Genomic DNA, 13,122 nt, shown 5'->3' on the forward strand with positions numbered 1-13,122 from the left:
CATGAGACTGATTCACCGCATCGCCGCCACCCTGGGCGGCGCGGCGCTCACGCTGAGCGCCTGGGCCCAAACCACGCTGCCTGGCCCCGTGGTCAGCACCCAGTGGCTGGCCGACAACCTGGCCAACGTCCAGGTCATCGAAATCCGCAACGACCCCAAGTCGTTCACCAGCGAGCCCGAAGTCGTCACCACCAAGGACGGCAAGAAGCAGCTCGAAGAGTTTGGCGGCCACATCCCCGGCTCCCGCTTGTTCGTGGCCAAGGAGCTGCGCACCCAGCGCGAGATCAACGGCAACAAAGTCAGCTACATGTTGCCCGAGCGGGCCGCGTTTGAAAAAGTGATGCAAGCGGTCGGCGTGCTGGCCGACAAGCCCATCGTGCTGGTGCCGGAAGGGCAAAAGATCGCCGACTACAACGACGCGGCCCGCCTGTACATTCTGCTCAAATCGTACGCCGACACCCCCGTGGCCATGCTGGAAGGCGGCATGGTGGCGTGGCTGCTGGAAGGCCGGCCATGGAGCAAGGAGGCGCCGGCGACGCTGGCGAGCACGTGGCGTGCGACGGCGGATCGGCTGGCGCGTTACGTGGCCGATTCGCCCGACGTGGCAGCGGCGATGGAAAAGAAAGATGTGCAACTGGTCGACCCGCGCGCCACGGCGATGTACCTGGGCATCTTCAAGCGTGATTACGTGTACGCCTATGGCCACATCCCCGGGGCACGCAACGTGCCACTGGACACCCTGTACGTGACGCGCGGCGGCGTGATCCGCCTGCTCAAGCCCGAGGTGTACCGCGCCGTGTTCCAGGCGCAAGGGGTGGACCCGACCAAGCCGTTGATCACGTACTGCAACAGCGGCAACGATTCGTCTTTGCCGTGGTTCATCGCGTCGGAAATCTTGGGCAACGCGCAGGCGCGCAACTACGATGGCTCGCTGCACCAGTGGACGCTGGAAAAACGCGCCATGAACGCGCCGGTGCCGGCCGCGATGTAAGATGGCCGACGGGGCAGCGCGCCCTGGGATCCACGTGCAACAAGGGCTCCCCGCAGGGAGCCCTTGTCGTTTGTCAAGGGGGGCACAGGCGGCCCGCGCAGGCCGCCGCGGCAGGCACCGCTTCAGTGCGACAGGATCTTGTTGAGGAAGTCCTTGGTGCGCGGCTGGCGCGCCTCGGGGTTGCCGAAAAACTCGTCCTTCGTGCAGTCTTCCAGGATCTTGCCGCCCACGTCCATGAAGATGACGCGGTCGCTGACCTTGCGCGCAAAGCCCATTTCGTGCGTGACGCACATCATCGTCATGCCCTCCTGCGCCAGGCTGACCATGACGTCGAGCACCTCACCCACCATCTCGGGGTCCAGCGCCGAGGTCGGCTCGTCGAACAGCATCACGATCGGGTCCATGGCCAGCGCGCGCGCGATGGCCACGCGCTGCTGCTGACCGCCCGAGAGCTGGCCCGGGTACTTGTCCTTGTGCGCCAGCAGGCCGACCCGCTCCAGGTACTTGAGGCCGTGCTTTTGCGCGTCGGTGGGGTTGCGCCCCAGCACCTTGACCTGCGCCAGCGTCAGGTTCTCGGTCACCGTCAGGTGCGGAAACAGCTCGAAGTGCTGAAACACCATGCCCACGCGCGCGCGCAGCTTGGGCAGGTTGGTGCGCGGGTCGTGCACCGGCTCGCCGTTGACCCAGATTTCGCCCTGCTGGATCGGCTCCAGCGCGTTGATGGTTTTGATCAGCGTGGACTTGCCCGAGCCCGACGGCCCGCACACCACCACCACCTCGCCCTTGCGCACACGGGTGGAGCAGCCGTGGAGCACCTGCACCGGCCCGTACCACTTGGACACGTTGTTGAGTTCGATCATCGGTCGTTCCATGACGACATCCTTGGGTGTTCGGTCAAAACGCGGCGCCAGGGTCAGCGGATGATGGCGATGCGCGCATGCAACCGCTTGACCAGCGCCGACAGGCTGTAACAAATGACGAAATAGACGACGGCGGCGGCCAGGTAGGCCTCGATCGGGCGGCCGTGGTTTTTGCCCGCGACCTCAAAGCCCTTGAGCAGGTCGTACGCGCCGATGGCGTACACCAGCGAGGTGTCCTGAAACAGGATGATGGTCTGCGTCAGAAACACCGGCAACATGTTGCGAAACGCCTGCGGCAGGATCACGTAGCGCATGTTTTGCCCGTAGGTCAGCCCCAGCGCCTGGCCCGCGTACACCTGCCCGCGCGGGATGGACTGGATGCCGGCACGCACGATTTCGCTGAAGTACGCCGCCTCGAACGCGATGAAGGTGATCACCGCCGACAGCTCCGCGCCGATGGGCCGGCCGATGATCAGCGGCACCAACAAAAAGAACCACAGGATCACCATCACCAGCGGGATGCTGCGCATGCCGTTGACATAAACGGTGGCGGGCCACACCAGCCAGGGCCGCCCGGACAGCCGCATCAACGCCAGCAGCGTGCCCAAGGCGATGCCGCCCAGCGTGGCCACCACGGTGAGCATGACGCTGAACTGCAAGCCTTTGGCCACGAACGGCCCGATGACGTCCCAGCGGTAAAACGACCAGTCGAGGTTGTCCAGCATCGTCAGTGCCCTCCACCCGCGCCGCCCGCGGCGATGAAGCCCGGCACCCGCACACGCCGCTCGATGAACGCCATCAGCCGGTTGATCGCAAACGCCGACACCACATAGAGGCCGGTGACGGCCAGGTAGATCTCGATGCCGCGTGCGGTTTCTTCCTGCGCCTGCATGGCGAACATCGTCAGCTCCGCCACCGACACGGCAAACGCCACCGAGGAGTTTTTGAACACGTTCATCGCCTCGCTGGTCAGCGGCGGGATGATGATGCGAAACGCCATCGGCAGCAGCACGTGGCGGTAGGCTTGCGCCTGCGTCAGGCCCAGCGCCAGCGCCGCGTTGCGCTGCCCGCGCGGCAGCGACTGGATGCCGGACTTGACCTGCTCGGCGATGCGCGCCGAGGTGAACAGGCCCAACGCCACCACCACCAGCACAAACCCCGGCACGCCTTTGAGCGGCGGCACCAACGCCGGGATCACGTGGTACCAAAGAAAGATTTGCACCAGCAGCGGGATGTTGCGAAACAGCTCCACCCACGCGTTGCCCAGCCGCACCAACCACGGCGCGCCGGGCAGCGTGCGCAGCGTGCCCACCACCGAACCCACCAGCAGCGCCAGCAACAGCGCCAACAACGACACCGACACCGTCCAGCCCCAGGCCGACAGCATCCAGTCCAGGTACGTGATGTCGCCCCCCTGCCCGAAGCAGCGTGGCTGCACCTCACGCGTGATGGTGTCCTCGCAGAACACCTGCCAGTCCCATTGCATGCGTAGACACTCCGAGGTGACCAAACAAAAGACCCCGACGCGCCGCGGGCGGCGCTCGGGGGTGCACACGCGACGCGGGCGTCAGACCGTCACTTGGTCTGGTACGCCTCCATCGGGCGGTCGTTCGGGTTGGCGATGGCGGCCTTGAGCGCCTCGCTCATCGGCATGTTCATGCGCACGCCGTTGGGCGGGGTGGGCTGCATGAACCACTTGTCGTAGATCTTGGCGATCTCGCCGGACTTCATCATCGCGATGATGGAGTCGTCCACGGCCTTCTTGAACGCCGGGTCGTCCTTGCGGAACATGATCGCGATTGGCTCGACGCTGAGCACCTCGCCCACGATCTTGAAGTCGGCCGGGTTCTTGGCGCGCGCGATCAGGCCTGCCAGCAGGGAGCCGTCCATCACGAACGCGTCGGCGCGGCCCGACTCCAGCAGCAGGAAGCTGTCGGCGTGGTCCTTGCCGAACACTTCCTTGAAGTCCACACCGCCGGCGCGCTCGTGCTTGCGCAGCGTTTGCACCGAGGTGGTGCCGGTGGTGGTGGCCACCGTCTTGCCGTTGAGGTCCTTGATCGACTGGATGCCCGAGTTGGCCTTGACCGCGATGCGCACTTCCTCGATAAAGGTGGTCACGGCAAACGCCACGTCACGCTGGCGCGCGGTGTTGTTGGTGGTGGAGCCGCACTCGATGTCCACGGTGCCGTTTTGCACCAGCGGGATGCGGTTTTGCGACGTCACCGGCTGGTACTTGATCTCCAGCTTGGCCAGGCCCAGCTGCTTTTGGATGTCGGCCAACACGCGCTGGCAGATTTCGACGTGGTAGCCGGTGTAGCGACCGTCGCCCAGCGTGTACGACAGCACGCCCGACGATTCACGCACACCCATGGTGACCGCGCCGGTGGACTTGATCTTGGCCAGGGTGTCGTTGGCCTGGGCGTGGGCGGCGGTGGCCGCGGCTGCCGTCAGGGCCAGCGCAAGCAAGGTGCGTTTCATGCTGCGATCCTTTCTCGGGTTGAGAGCGAAAGTGTGCGCATCTTACCGTTTTCGCGCGCGCTGGGTCACCGTATCAACCCTGCCCCCGCGGGGCCGTGCCGTGGTGCAAGCGGTACACATCGTCCCACAGGCGCTGCGCAGCCGGCTTGAGGCGGTCGCCGCGCGGGCGGTACAGCCGGATGTCAAGCTCGCCGCACCAGCGCGCCGCCTCGTCGCCCGCGGCGCTGACCAGCCGGCCATCGGCCAGCGCGGGCTGCACGGCGCTGGTGGGCAAAAAGGCCACGCCATGCCCTTCGATGGCCATGGCCTTGAGGCTTTCGGCCATGTCGGTTTCGTAGATCCGCTCCAGGTGCACGGGTTGGCCCGCTTGGCGCAGCACCCAGTCCACCACCCGCGCCAGGTACGCGCCCGGCGCGTACGCCAGGTACGGCACCGGCGCGCGCGCGCTGCCGGGCAGGCGCGCGCACGGCTGTCCGTCGGGGCCGGGGCGCGCGAAAGGCGCCACCACCTCGCGACCCAACGTGAGCATGTCGTAGCGCTGCGGGTCCAGCTCCAGCGGCTGCGACACGTGGTGGTACGCCAGCAGCAGGTCGCAGCCGCCCTCGGTGAAGCGCAGCACCGCGTCGTGCACGTTGAGCGCCACCAGCTGCGTCTTGACCGTGCCCAGGTGCGGGCGCAGCCGCGCCAGCCACGCCGGAAAAAACGTGAACGCCAGCGTGTGCGGCACGGCAAACGCCACCGTGTCCTTGGCCACGGCGCTGTGCTGGCGCAGCAGCGCGCGCGTGGTGTGCAGCTGCTGCAGCATCTCCAGCGCCTGCGCGTGCAGCGTGCGGCCGGCTTCGGTCAGTCGCGTCGGGTACGAGCTGCGGTCCACCAGGTCCACCCCGGCCCACGCTTCCAGCGCCTGGATGCGGCGCGAAAAAGCCGGCTGTGTGACGTGGCGCAACTGCGCGGCGCGGCTGAAGCTGCCGGTTTGCGCCAGCGTCACAAAATCCTCCAACCACTTGGTTTCCATGCTTTGCGCCTCCGGTTTGCGGCGTGGGTGGCGCGCTCACGGGGCCACGTGCGCGCTTTGCTGCATCGCCCACAGGCGTGCGTAGTGGCCGCCGGCGGCCAGCAGCTCGGCGTGCGTGCCACGCTCCACCACCCGCCCGCCGTCGAGCACGACGATTTCGTGCGCATCGACGATGGTGGACAGGCGGTGCGCGATCACCAGCGTCGTGCGCTGTGCCGCCAGGCGACGCAGCTCGGCCTGGATGGCGCGCTCGTTGGCCGAGTCCAGCGCCGAGGTGGCCTCATCCAGCACCAAGATGGGCGGGTTTTTCAGCAGCGTGCGGGCGATGGCCACGCGCTGCTTTTCGCCGCCGGACAGCTTGAGGCCGCGCTCGCCCACCACGGTGTGCCAACCCTGCGGCAGGCTCTCGATGAAGTCCAGGATGTGCGCCGCACGCGCGGCCTCGCGCACCTCGTCGAAGCTGGCCTCGGGGCGCCCGTAGCGGATGTTGACTTCGATGGTGTCGTTGAACAGCACCGTGTCCTGCGGCACGATGCCGATGGCGCGGCGCAAGCTGGCCTGGGTGAGCGTGCGGATATCGTGCCCATCGACGGTGATGCGACCGGCCGCCGCCCGCGCCGCTGGGTCGTCGCCAGGCAGGCCGACGTCAAAGAAACGAAACAGCAGCCGCGCCAGCGTGGACTTGCCTGCGCCCGAGGCGCCCACCACCGCCACCGTGCGGCCCGCCGGGATGACCAGGTCCACACCGTGCAAAATGGGCCGCGCGCGCTCGTAGCCGAAGTGCACGCCCTCAAAGCGCACCTCGGGCGCGTGCGTCAAGCGCAGCTCGCGCGCGTCGGCCGCGTCGGTCACCTCGGGCGTGCGGTCCAACAGGGCGAACATGCGCCCAAGGTCGGTCAGGCTTTGGCGGATTTCGCGGTACAGCACACCCAAAAAATTGAGCGGCAGGTACAGCTGGATCATGAAGGCGTTGATCATGACCAGGTCGCCCAGCGTCATGCGGCCGTCGAGCACGCCCTGCGTGGCGCGCCACAGCATCGCCACCAGCGCCAGCGCGATGATCAGCTGCTGCCCGGCGTTGAGCAACGACAGCGACGCCTGCGTGCGCACGCGCGCGCGGCGCAGCCGCTGCAGGCTCTCGTCGTAGCGGCGCGCCTCCCACGCCTCGTTGTTGAAATACTTGACCGTTTCGTAGTTGAGCAGGGCGTCGATGGCGCGCGCGCTGCTGGCCGACTCGAGCTCGTTCATCTCGCGCCGGATGCCGGTGCGCCACTGCGTGATGCGCACCGTCCACACCACGTACAGCACCAGCGCCGCCAGCGTGATGGCCGCGTAGCCCAGGTCGAACTTGAACGCCAGCACCCCCAGCACCAGCGCCACCTCGATCAGCGTGGGCACGACGCTGTACAGCGCATACGACACCAGCGACTGCACCGCGCGTGTGCCGCGCTCGATGTCGCGCGACAGCGCCCCCGTGTGGCGCTCCAGGTGGAAGCGCAGGCTCAGGCCCTGCAGGTGCTCGAACACCTGCAGCGCGATGGCGCGCGTGGCGCCTTCGGTGGCGCGCAGCATCACCACCTCGCGCAACTCGCTCAGCAGCGACGCGCACCAGCGCAACGCCCCGTAGGCCAGCACCAGCCCCAGCGGCACCAGCACCAGCGCGCTGCCCTGCGCGCCCAGGCCCGGCAGGGGGTTGAGCGCGTCCACCAACGCCTTCAGCAGCAACGGCACGCCCACCGTGGCCAGCTTGGCCCCCACCATCAGCGCCAGCGCCACACCCACGCGCCAGCGCCACCGCCACAGGTACGGCCACAGGCGGCGCAGGGTGCGGGCGTCTTCGCCCGGCGTGGGTGGGGAGCCCGGTGGGGCCGGCAAGGCACGCGCCGGCAGCGCACGTTCACGCATGGTGCAGGACAATTCGGGGTATGGACACAAACCGCATCGTACCGCCGGGCACGCCGTCGCCCGGCTTGCCCACCGACAAGGAACTGGTGCTGCGCGTCATCCCCATGCCCGCCGACGTCAACGCCAACGGCGACATTTTTGGCGGCTGGGTCATGGCGCAGGTGGATCTGGCTGGCTCGGTGCTGCCGGCGCGCTTCATGGGCGGGCGCTTTGCCACCGTGGCGGTCAACCAGTTCGTCTTCAAGCAGCCGGTCAAGGTGGGCGATCTGCTGAGCTTTTACGCCCACGTGGAGCGCATTGGCCACACCTCGGTCACGGTCAAGGTCGAGGTGTGGGCCGAGCGCCAACGCCCCCAGTACCAGTGTGTCAAAGTCACCGAGGCCACGCTGACCTACGTCGCCATCGACGAGCAGGGCCGCCCGCGCCCGGTGCCCAAGCCGGCCGCTGACGCGCCGGCGGCCCGTGGCTGACGGTCCCACCCGGAAAAAAAGGGCCGCCGCGGGAACACCCGGGGCGGCCCGAAGTCCATCAGGACGTCGTTGGGATTGGTGCCGCTGCACCCGCCCCAACAACCCCCTCGACCTGCCACGGGGCAGGACCGAGGGGCGGGTGCGTGTGACAGCGCTCAGGTGTTATTTTGAGCGTTTTCGGGCGGTCTGCCCATCCCCTGTTTGGGGGAGGCGTCGCTCACCGCGGTCCCCCAGCGGCGTCGCACCAGCGCCACCAACGCCAGCACCGGCACGCCCAGCAACGTCGTCAGCACAAAAAAGCCGGGGTAGCCCAAGGCGTCCACCATGGCGCCGGCGTAGCCGCCCAGCGCCTTGGGCAGCAACGTCATCAGCGAGCTGAAAATGGCGTACTGCACCGCCGTGAAGCGCACCTGCGTCAGGCTGGACAAAAACGCCACGAACGCCGCGCTGGCCACCCCGGCGGCCAGGTTGTCCGCCGCCACCACGGCGTACAGGCCGGCGCGCACCGGCCCGGCCAGCGCCAACGCCACAAACCCCAGGTTGGTCAGCGCCGCCAGCACCGCGCCCCACCACAGCGTGCGCAGCACCCCCCAACGGGTGGCCAGCACCCCACCAACGAAACCGCCCACGATGCTGACGACGACGCCAAACGTCTTGACCGCCGCCGCGATGTCCGGCTTGGCAAAGCCCAGGTCCTGGTAAAACACATTGGCGATCACGCCCAGCACGATGTCGGCGATGCGGTACACGCCGATGAGCGCTAGCAGCAGCAGCGCGTCGCGCGCCCCGTGGCGGGCAAAAAACGCCTGCACCGGCTCGACCCAGGTCTGCCGCGCCGCCGCGCGGCTGGCCAGCCCCGCGCGCACCAGCAGCGCCCCGACGCCAAAGGCCGCCGCCAGCGCCACCCCCAGGCGCAGCGCCTCCAGCAGCAGCGCCGGCAGGGCGGTGGCGTCCGCCCACCCCAACGCTTCGTACACCGCCCCCAGGCCGGCAAACGTCGCCACCAGCGCCAGCGCCGCGGCGGCGAACACCGCCAGCAGCCGCGCGTGCTCGGCCGCCGGCTGCGGTGGCACGTCGGCGGGCACCGCCGGCTCCGGCGCCCACAAGGTCGCCGCCACCCCCACCAGCATGGCCGCCGCGGCCACCGCGTAGGCGGCTGCCCACGCCGGGTAGGCGTACGCGCCTTTGGCCGAACCCCAGGCGGCGGCCAGCACCAGCACGCCGGCGCCGGTGACGATCATGCCCAGCCGGTAGCCGGCGATGTACGCCGCCGACAGCAGCCCCTGCCGCTCGGGCGGCGCGATTTCGATGCGCCAGGCGTCGATCACAATGTCCTGCGTGGCCGCCATGACCCCGAGCAAGGTGGCCAGCAGCGCCATGCGCACCAGCGCCGCCGGACCCGCGGCCGGATCGGTGGCCGCCATGCCCGCGATGGCGCCGATCACGCCCAGTTGCGCCAGCAACAACCAAGCGCGGCGTCGCCCCAGCCGCCGCGTCAGCCACGGCAGCGGCAGGCGGTCCACCAGCGGCGCCCACACGAACTTGAACGAGTACGCCAGCGCGGCCCAACTGAACATCGTGACCGCGCGGCGCTCGACACCCGCTTCGCTGAGCCACAGCGACAGCGACGAAAAAATCAGCAACAGCGGCAAGCCCGCGGCAAACCCCAGCGCCAGCATGGCCACAAGCCGCCAGTCGCGCCACAGGCGCCACCACGGTGGCGCGGCGTCGTCGGCAGCGGGAGAGGCGTGGGCAGCTGGGGCGTTGGGCATGGGGGCACACAGAGAGGCAGCGCAAGAGGAGGGCGGCGGCATACCACGGGGGGCTGCGCACACGCCCGCCATTGTGCCTATGATGTGCGCATGTGCTGGATGTGCATGGCGCGACGCGGCCCGCTGGCGCGGCGGGGTTTTTTGCAAGGGGCGGCCACGCTCGGCCTGGGGCTGGCGTGGTGGGCGCCGGCGCTGGCGCAGGTGGACGTGGGGCCGCCGTCCAAGCTGCGCACGCTGGTGCCGGCGGACCAGTTGGAAGCGGCCGCCGCGCAGCAGTACGCCCAGTTGCTGGCCCAGGCCCGCGCCAAAGGGGCGCTGGCCCCGGCCGACCACCCCCAGGTGCGCCGCCTGCGCGCCATCGCGCAGCGGCTGGTGCCACACGCGCTGCCGTGGAACGAGCGCGCGCGCCAATGGCGCTGGGAAGTCAACCTGATCGGCAGCAAGCAGATCAACGCCTTTTGCATGCCGGGCGGCAAGATCGCGTTTTTCACCGGCATTTTGGACCAGCTCGAGCTCAGCGACGACGAGGCGGCGATGGTCATGGGGCACGAAATGGCGCACGCGCTGCGTGAGCACGCGCGCGAGCGCATCGCCAAGACCCAGGCCACGGGGCTGGGCCTGTCGCTGGGCGCGCAGTTGCTGGGCCTGGGGGACCTGGGCCGTCTGGCCGCCGACCTCGGCACACAGCTGCTCAGCCTCAAATACAGCCGCGACGACGAAACCGAGGCCGACCTGGTGGGTCTGGAGCTGGGCGCGCGCGGCGGCTACGACCCGCGCGCCAGCGTGCAGCTGTGGCGCAAGATGGCGCAGGTCACCGGCGGCAACGGGCTGGAGTTTTTGTCCACCCACCCCAGCGGTCCCAGCCGCATCCGCGACCTGGAGGCCAACGTCCCCAAGGTCGAAGCCCTGTACGAGCAGGCGCGCCGCGCCGGCTGACGCCCGCGGGCGAGCGGGTGCGCGCCCGCGCCCGGGGCGCGCGTCAGGTGCCGCCGACGAACGGGTTGGTGCGGCGCTCGTGGCCAAAGGTGCTCTCGGGCCCGTGGCCGGGGATGAACACCGTGTCGTCCCCCATCGGCCACAGGCGTTGCGTGATGCTGTCGATGAGCTGCTGGTGGTTGCCGCCGGGAAAGTCGGTGCGGCCGATGCTGCCCGCAAACAGCACGTCGCCCACGAACGCACGCTTGGCCTCGGGGCTGTGAAAGACCACGTGCCCGGGCGTGTGGCCGGGGCAGTGGCGCACCTGCAACGTGCACTGCCCCACCTGCACCGTGTCACCATCGTGCAGCCAGCGTGTCGGCGCAAACGGCTGCGCCGGGGCAAAGCCGAACATGCGCGCCTGCTGCGGCAGGCCGTCGATCCAGAATTGGTCCCCCGGGTGCGGGCCGATGATCGGCACCCCCAGGCGCTGCGCCAGCTCGCCCGCCCCGCCAGCGTGGTCGATGTGCGCGTGCGTCAGCCAAATGGCGCGCAGCGTCAGGCCCCGACGTTCGGCCTCGGCCAGCACGTCGTCGAGGTCACCCCCGGGGTCGATGACCGCCGCGTCGTGCGTGGCGTCGCACCACACGAGCGAGCAGTTTTGGGCAAACGGGGTGACGGGCAGGGTGACGTAGCGCAGCATGGCGCCCATTGTAGGCAGCCGGCGTCAGACGTTGGTCGCCGCGATCACCTCGGCCAGGTCGGTCAGGCCCGCCAGCACCTTGTCGATGCCGTCTTGGCGCAGCGTGTGCATGCCGGCGGCCAGGGCACTGGCGCGGATGTCGCCGGCCGGGCTGCGGTGGCGGATGTGGTGCCGGATGGCGTCGTCACTGAGCATCAGTTCGTACAGCCCAAGCCGGCCCTTGTAGCCGCGCCCGTCGCAGGCCGGACAACCTTGCCGGTCGTAGGCGCGCACGATGCGCCGCCCGCCGTCGTCCACCCCGTACTGCTGGCGCCAGCGCTCGATCTGCGTCCCCACGTCGGGCGCCTGGCCCGGCGGCGTCGTCGGCTCCAGGTAATGCACGGCCAGGGCTTCGAGTTCGTCATCGCGCGCCGGCCGCGTGCGCACGCACTGTTTGCACAGCCGCCGCACCAGCCGCTGCGCCAAGATGGCCAGCAGCGAATCAGAAAAGTTGAACGGATCGATGCCGATTTCCAGCAGCCGCGTGATGCTCTCCGGCGCGCTGTTGGTGTGCAGCGTGGACAGCACCAGGTGGCCGGTCAGCGACGCCTCCACCGCGATGCGGGCGGTTTCCTCGTCACGCATCTCGCCGATCATGATGACGTCGGGGTCGGCGCGCAAAAAGGTGCGCATGGCCGCCGCGAACGTCCAGCCGATGCGCGGGTTGACCTGCACCTGGCGCAGCCCCGGCTGGGTGATTTCGATCGGGTCTTCGGCGGTCCAGATCTTGCGGCTTTCGGTGTTGATGTCGGCGATCAACGAGTGCAGCGTGGTGGTCTTGCCGCTGCCGGTGGGCCCGCACACCAGGATCAGCCCGTAGGGCTTGAGCGCCATGCGCCGCAGCGCCGCCAGGTCGCGCGCGGCCAGCCCGATGGTGTCCAGCGGCATCGGCTTGGAGCCGGCCAGCAGGCGCAGCACCACGTCTTCCAGGCCGCCGGCGGTGGGCACGGTCACCACGCGCAGCTCGGTGCGTGGCCCACCGAAGCGCGCAAAGTCGATCTTGCCGTCCTGCGGCTTGCGGTGCTCGGAGATGTCCATGCCCGCCATGATCTTGATGCGCGCGACCAGCGCGTGGCGAAAGCGCGCCTCGATCTCGAGGTACTTGACCAACTCGCCGTCGATGCGCAAGCGCACGCGCACGGGCTTCGGGGGCGGCTCGGTTTCGATATGGATGTCCGACGCCTTGTGCGCGATGGCCTCTTCGATGATGGTGTGCACCAGCCGCACCAGCGTGTTGTCGGATTCGCTGACCACGTCGGCTTGCGGCTCCGTGCCCACGTCGGCGGCCTGCTGCAAATCGGCCAGCAGCTCGCGCGCCGCCGGCCGGGCCCGTGCCCCGGCACTGGCCTTCGTGGCCAGGTCGGGTGTGGGCGGCGCGGGCGGCTGGTCGTACGCGCGCGACAGCACCGCGGGCAGCGTGCCCGCGGCGGCCAGCACCGGCACGATGCGCCGCTGCGTCAAAAACCGCAACTCATCCAGCAGGGCGTGGTCCAACGTGTCGGCCATCAGCACGGCCAACTCCTCCCCCCGCAGCGCCAGCGGCACCACCGACTCGCGCTCGGCCAACGCGCGCGGCACCAGCGGCAGCGCGGCGGCGTCGAACGTGTAGTGCGTGGCGTCGACGACGCAGTGCCCCAACCAGGCGGCGATGGCTTGGCGCAGCTGGGACGCCCCAACCACGCCACGCTCCACCAGCAGCTCGCCCAGCGGACGCGCCTGCCCAGCGCGGCGCAGGTTTTTTTGCGCGTGCAACGCTTCGCGCAACTGGCGCTCGTCGAGCAGCCCCAGGCGAACCAACGCCTCACCCACGTGACGGGCATGCAGGGCGCGGTTCGGCGCCTGGTCCAGCGCGGCCCACAGCTCGGCCGAGGTCCGCGGCTGCACCGCCGCGGGCAGCGCCGAGCCGGGAGGGTGCAGGACATCGGGCGAGTCGAGTTCCATGGCATGCGCCTCGTGGGTCAACAACCCCCATTG

12 protein-coding genes are annotated in these 13,122 nt (G+C 69.3%); 3 read left to right on the forward strand and 9 right to left on the reverse strand.

Annotation, left to right across the window (positions count from 1 at the left end; genetic code table 11):
• The first annotated feature begins 1 nt into the window (after nucleotide 1).
• The gene (locus EDC36_RS05365; RefSeq protein WP_132962217.1) at nucleotides 2-991 is read left to right on the forward strand and encodes a sulfurtransferase; all 990 of its coding nucleotides are present in this window, start codon (nucleotides 2-4) and stop codon (nucleotides 989-991) included.
• A 122-nt stretch (nucleotides 992-1,113) separates the two neighbouring features.
• Here EDC36_RS05365 and EDC36_RS05370 read toward each other — a convergent pair whose 3' ends face one another.
• The 6 genes from EDC36_RS05370 to EDC36_RS05395 form a co-directional block, all read right to left on the reverse strand.
• The gene (locus tag EDC36_RS05370; protein ID WP_132962295.1) at nucleotides 1,114-1,851 is read right to left on the reverse strand and encodes an amino acid ABC transporter ATP-binding protein; all 738 of its coding nucleotides are present in this window, start codon (nucleotides 1,849-1,851) and stop codon (nucleotides 1,114-1,116) included.
• Nucleotides 1,852-1,904: 53 nt separating this feature from the next.
• The gene (locus EDC36_RS05375) at nucleotides 1,905-2,576 is read right to left on the reverse strand and encodes an amino acid ABC transporter permease (protein ID WP_132962218.1); all 672 of its coding nucleotides are present in this window, start codon (nucleotides 2,574-2,576) and stop codon (nucleotides 1,905-1,907) included.
• Nucleotides 2,577-2,578: 2 nt separating this feature from the next.
• Nucleotides 2,579-3,337: an amino acid ABC transporter permease gene (locus EDC36_RS05380; RefSeq protein WP_132962219.1), complete on the reverse strand. Its 759-nt coding sequence runs from the start codon at nucleotides 3,335-3,337 to the stop codon at nucleotides 2,579-2,581.
• Between the two features lie 89 nt (nucleotides 3,338-3,426).
• On the reverse strand, nucleotides 3,427-4,329 hold the full coding sequence (locus EDC36_RS05385) for an amino acid ABC transporter substrate-binding protein (RefSeq protein ID WP_132962220.1): 903 nt from the start codon (nucleotides 4,327-4,329) through the stop codon (nucleotides 3,427-3,429).
• A 73-nt stretch (nucleotides 4,330-4,402) separates the two neighbouring features.
• Nucleotides 4,403-5,344 carry a LysR substrate-binding domain-containing protein gene (locus EDC36_RS05390; RefSeq protein ID WP_132962221.1) on the reverse strand — a complete coding sequence of 314 codons (942 nt, stop codon included), beginning with the start codon at nucleotides 5,342-5,344 and terminating at the stop codon, nucleotides 4,403-4,405.
• Nucleotides 5,345-5,380: 36 nt separating this feature from the next.
• Nucleotides 5,381-7,249, reverse strand: coding sequence for an ABCB family ABC transporter ATP-binding protein/permease (locus tag EDC36_RS05395; protein ID WP_132962222.1), 1,869 nt, complete (start codon nucleotides 7,247-7,249; stop codon nucleotides 5,381-5,383).
• A gap of 20 nt (nucleotides 7,250-7,269) precedes the next feature.
• Here EDC36_RS05395 and EDC36_RS05400 point away from each other — a divergent pair, with 20 nt between their 5' ends.
• Nucleotides 7,270-7,719: an acyl-CoA thioesterase gene (locus tag EDC36_RS05400; protein ID WP_132962223.1), complete on the forward strand. Its 450-nt coding sequence runs from the start codon at nucleotides 7,270-7,272 to the stop codon at nucleotides 7,717-7,719.
• Nucleotides 7,720-7,874: 155 nt separating this feature from the next.
• On the opposite strand, the gene EDC36_RS05405 is transcribed toward EDC36_RS05400, so the two are convergent.
• Complete coding sequence (locus EDC36_RS05405; protein WP_185971218.1) at nucleotides 7,875-9,491, reverse strand: AmpG family muropeptide MFS transporter; 1,617 nt, start codon at nucleotides 9,489-9,491, stop codon at nucleotides 7,875-7,877.
• Nucleotides 9,492-9,581: 90 nt separating this feature from the next.
• Between EDC36_RS05405 and EDC36_RS05410 the strand changes: the two genes are divergently transcribed.
• On the forward strand, nucleotides 9,582-10,427 hold the full coding sequence (locus EDC36_RS05410; protein WP_132962224.1) for a M48 family metallopeptidase: 846 nt from the start codon (nucleotides 9,582-9,584) through the stop codon (nucleotides 10,425-10,427).
• A gap of 43 nt (nucleotides 10,428-10,470) precedes the next feature.
• On the opposite strand, the gene EDC36_RS05415 is transcribed toward EDC36_RS05410, so the two are convergent.
• On the reverse strand, nucleotides 10,471-11,109 hold the full coding sequence (locus EDC36_RS05415) for an MBL fold metallo-hydrolase (RefSeq protein WP_132962225.1): 639 nt from the start codon (nucleotides 11,107-11,109) through the stop codon (nucleotides 10,471-10,473).
• Between the two features lie 24 nt (nucleotides 11,110-11,133).
• Nucleotides 11,134-13,089: a GspE/PulE family protein gene (locus EDC36_RS05420; RefSeq protein ID WP_132962226.1), complete on the reverse strand. Its 1,956-nt coding sequence runs from the start codon at nucleotides 13,087-13,089 to the stop codon at nucleotides 11,134-11,136.
• Nucleotides 13,090-13,122: the final 33 nt, after the last annotated feature.

The sequence above is a fragment of the Tepidimonas ignava genome (genome assembly GCF_004342625.1).
In the GTDB taxonomy this organism is placed as follows: Bacteria; Pseudomonadota; Gammaproteobacteria; order Burkholderiales; family Burkholderiaceae_C; genus Tepidimonas; species Tepidimonas ignava.